The organism is Lacrimispora amygdalina (assembly GCF_900205965.1).
Taxonomy (GTDB): domain Bacteria; phylum Bacillota; class Clostridia; order Lachnospirales; family Lachnospiraceae; genus Lacrimispora; species Lacrimispora amygdalina_A.
This window is the reverse complement of sequence record NZ_OAOF01000062.1, coordinates 1-2,630: the sequence shown is the minus strand read 5'-3', so window position 1 is coordinate 2,630 and position 2,630 is coordinate 1. Positions and strand designations below refer to the sequence as shown.

Genomic DNA, 2,630 nt, shown 5'->3' with positions numbered 1-2,630 from the left:
ACGGCAGAAGACCTAACAGTCGAATTTAAGGAAATAGCTCGTATTTCCAAGAAAGACAAAGCAGAATTAATTCTGGATTGCGTTCAGAATGATGGAAATACCTTTCGGGAATATCAGGAATCCAGAGATTTTATCACAACAAGTCTGGTGCGGGATTTAGAACACCAGAAAGTAGAATTGGCAGGGCTTGATCAAGAAATCGAGAAAATCCTGCTTAGTTTTGATTATAAACTGACCAGTATGCCGGGGATTGGAACTTCCGTGGCCAGTAAGCTGATTGCAGAAATCGGAGATATTCGAAGATTCCCCAGTGCAGACAAACTGGCAAGATTTGCAGGAGTGGCACCTGTAAAGTTTAGTTCTGCAGGAAAAGACAAGGAGCAAAGCTCCAGACAAGGAAACCGCCAGTTGCATGGACTGTTTTATTTTCTGGCGGTAACCATGGTGTCGAAGCCAAAGAATGGAGTACCCAATCATCCGGTATTTTATGATTATTACATGCGGAAAATCGGTGAAGGAAAGACAAAGTCTCAGGCATTAGTCTGTATCATGCGCAGATTAGTAAACATTGTGTACGGAATGATGAAAAATAAGACGGAATATCGGGAACCGATTCCAAAAGAAGAACAGTAATTTTTCTATTTAAAAACAGCACAAAGACGTGCTATAATTTTTTTATTGAATAAAGATTTTCACCGTTCGTCGGATATCTCAGTACTCCACCTAAGGGGGCGGGTGGAAGTAATACTAGGTTAATACCGGGTACTGAAGGTGTTGTTACTGGAGGTGATTCTACTAAGCTAGGTAAGAATATGATGGAATCTATGGGACAAAAAAGATCAACGAAATGGACCGGATATCAGGCTCAGCATATAATTCCTTCAGAAATGGCAGATCACCAAGTATTGCAAAAAATTGGCATGAATTTAGATGATGCTACCAATGGCTTATTCTTACGGACCCCGGCAGACGATATCAGTGCAATGTCAAGACATAGAGTATATCATTCCACTTATAATGAATTTGTGAAAACGCAATTAGATGCCATTGATATTACTCAAGATGTTAATACGTTGCAACGACAAGTACTAGATTTACAGAGTAATTTAAAAAAACTGCAGCAAAGTGGATTGCCACTTTATCCGAACCAGGGAGCATCAATAGATCTATGGCAACGAAGTTTAGGGAGAATTCAATAAAGGAAGTGTATATATGGAAAAGGAAAAAGAGATAATTATTCTTCAGATGTTATATGATAAGGATATTGAGGAAGTATTAAAAGAATTAAATACTATTAACGATTCTGAAATGTTATATGTATATGCTTATAATTATAATTGGGATAATGGCTTTGAGATACCTAAAAGTATTCTTCATAAAGATTGTTGTGATTTAAGCACAGCATTAATGATTTTTTATTCTGCTGATGGAGAAAGGTATTTACAAAATAAAGATGAAAAGAATATTAGGTTAAAGGAATGGTCTATTTTTATTAAAGATTTATATAATATGATACTTGAAAATAGATTTAAAAAGAGCAATATAAAATTCGCCCCACCATTAAGTAAAGTTCAGATATATAAGTTGAAAAAGGATATAGTTAATCAGGAATATATATTTTTAGAAAATATAGGGGATAAGGATCTGAATATATCTTTATAAAAATACATCTATTTAGAGACCATAACATTATTTAGTCGCTGATGAGAGATATATTGCTAAAGGATTATAGTTTCTTTAATTTTACTGAAGTCGTTCATAACCCCGTAACTCTTTCGCATAAATGGGCATTCCATGCAAGTGTGACTCCGGTTACGACCCCAATGCCAGTAATCCGACCCCTATAAAAAATCCTCTCAGCCCGCATTGCGGGCTGATGTAATCCGAGTCGGGGAAGCTTTTGACCCCGGCTCTTTAACCTGCATCATTTTCGACCCCATGGTTCATCCCTACTTTTGTAGCAAAATAAGGCGAGAATTTACTAGTTAAGGAATTTATAAATGGTTGCGATTGTGCGACTTGAGGGATATGAAAAACTGGTCTATATGCGACATTTTTCTGAAAAAGCAACCGGAAGACGAACAGGAGGCAATAGCAATCCAAACAGTTATCAGGTGTAATGGGAAAAGCCTATATTTTTCAGATTAGCCCAATAAGGCTTTTTATCGCCTAATTGGCATATATGTTTCACTATCGGTTTTATAAGTCACACAGGGGCAATTATTTGCGACACAGGGCAAAACGAAAGTGGTCTATTAATTCTGTTTCACCAGAAACTTAGCTGGTTCATCTGACCATGGTTCATGGTGAACCATGAATTTACATCAAACTGTTTCTATGGTAAAATGATGCTGCCGGGGGTTACAGGGGGTAAAAATACTCTTTCTGTAGCTCCCTTTTTCCATTCTTTTTTCTGCCATTCCGTCTTCCGAAAAAAAATCCAGAAATGACTTGCAATCCAATCCATATAGAGTTAACATCAACAACCAATAAAAGAAATAACTTGTCTTACCACCCATTGGTTTGTTGTAGATTGGCTGTCGCCCCCTTGCGGACTCGCAAAGAGTTAACGCTGTCATCTGAGGTTGCCGGTACGGGAACTGATTGGTCGGAAACAAGATCAGGAGGGA

At 37.5% G+C, this 2,630-nt stretch carries 4 protein-coding genes; 3 read left to right on the top strand and 1 reads right to left on the bottom strand.

Features of this window, described 5'->3' with window-relative positions:
* The 3 genes from CRO04_RS25600 to CRO04_RS25590 all read left to right on the top strand — a co-directional run.
* Positions 1-633: transposase (locus CRO04_RS25600; protein WP_141401057.1), on the top strand; the 633-nt coding region annotated here is incomplete at its 5' end.
* Between the two features lie 179 nt (positions 634-812).
* Positions 813-1,199, top strand: coding sequence for an AHH domain-containing protein (locus CRO04_RS25595; protein ID WP_097007049.1), 387 nt, complete (start codon positions 813-815; stop codon positions 1,197-1,199).
* A 13-nt stretch (positions 1,200-1,212) separates the two neighbouring features.
* Positions 1,213-1,662 (top strand): DUF4274 domain-containing protein, encoded by a 450-nt coding sequence (locus CRO04_RS25590; protein ID WP_097007048.1) that lies wholly within the window; start codon positions 1,213-1,215, stop codon positions 1,660-1,662.
* Between the two features lie 662 nt (positions 1,663-2,324).
* On the opposite strand, the gene CRO04_RS26650 is transcribed toward CRO04_RS25590, so the two are convergent.
* On the bottom strand, positions 2,325-2,630 hold a 306-nt coding region (locus tag CRO04_RS26650; protein WP_207654525.1), incomplete at its 5' end, for a hypothetical protein.